This is a genomic window from Actinosynnema sp. NPDC023658, from assembly GCF_040639995.1.
Taxonomy (GTDB): domain Bacteria; phylum Actinomycetota; class Actinomycetes; order Mycobacteriales; family Pseudonocardiaceae; genus Actinosynnema.
In genome coordinates this window covers 1-1,115 of record NZ_JBFAAX010001450.1, presented here as the reverse complement: position 1 = coordinate 1,115, position 1,115 = coordinate 1, and the positions used below count along the sequence as shown (strand labels likewise).

Here is a 1,115-nt window from a genome sequence, read left to right as displayed (position 1 = left end):
GTCGCCCTCCGCGAGGCGGCGCAACAGGTCCGCGTCGATCGGCTTCACCGCATCCGCCTCACGATGTTCTCCAGGTCACCGAGCACGGCCGGGCTCCACCTGCCGGTGGCGACGCCCTTGCCGATGGCCTCGATCAGCTGCAGGTGCGATTCCCCGATCGCGCGACCCACAGCCAGCACCACGTCCTCGGCCAGCGCCGGGAACTCGTCGGCCTCGATGCAGTCCAGGTCCACCCGCTTGCCGCCGCCGAGCTCCGGCCAGTGGGTGACGACCTGCTCGTTCGTCATCACGACCACCAGGCTGAGGTTGGGCAGCTCGCCGTCCGCGACGTGCCGGATGAGGTGGTCGTAGAGCTGCTGCCGGAACGCCGAGTCCAGCACGTTGCCGACGTGGTCGAAGACCAGCAGCAGCGGCTCCGGCTGCGCCGCCCGACCCAGGCACGCCCGGAACGACTCGAACGTCGCCGCCACGTGGTGCGAGGTGCCGCCGGTCATCCGCGGCCACCGCACGGGTTCGGGCGCGGGGATCGGCGGGTCCGGCGGGAGCCTGCCCGCGGCGAGGTGGACGACGTCGTGGTCGAACCGGTCGAACGCGCCGGCCACGCCCTCGGGCAGGTTCGGCAGGTCCTCCGCGACGTCGCGGATCGCGTACAGCACCTCCAGGAAGTCGAACCGGGACGGGCGGTCGCCCGGACCGAGCACGTCGACCGGGTTGGGGCGGTCGAAGCTGACGTACTTCACCCGCCGCCCGCGCACCGCGCAGCGCCGCCGCAGCCAGTTCAGCAACCGCGTCTTGCCGACCTGCGACTCCCCCACCCACCCCCCCCGAGCACCCCCACGACCAGCAGCAGCGGTTCCAGCCGCTCCCCCGCGCCCGGGTCGACGCCCTCCAGCAGCTCGTGCCGCTCGTGGACGCGGTTGACGAACGCGCCGACCTCCTTCTCGAACTGCTGCTCGATGCGGACCGCCCGCGCGCCCGCCGCCGACAGGTCCGGCAGCACGTCGGCGGGGCGGACTCGCGCCGTCAGGCTCGGCAGGATCCAGTCCCGCGCGCCGTCGGACACGCCGGTGTCCGCGTACACGGCCTCGCGCGCCGTGGTCACGGCGCGGTCCACG

At 73.5% G+C, this 1,115-nt stretch carries 2 protein-coding genes; both read right to left on the bottom strand.

Going from position 1 to position 1,115, the window contains the following annotated elements:
* Nucleotides 1-44 precede the first annotated feature (44 nt).
* Nucleotides 45-815, bottom strand: a complete 771-nt coding sequence (locus AB0G02_RS41730; RefSeq protein WP_360806573.1) for a hypothetical protein — start codon at nt 813-815, stop codon at nt 45-47.
* The coding region (locus AB0G02_RS41725) for a hypothetical protein (RefSeq protein WP_360806570.1) at nt 779-1,115 on the bottom strand (337 nt) is incomplete at its 5' end. The genes AB0G02_RS41730 and AB0G02_RS41725, both read right to left, overlap by 37 nt.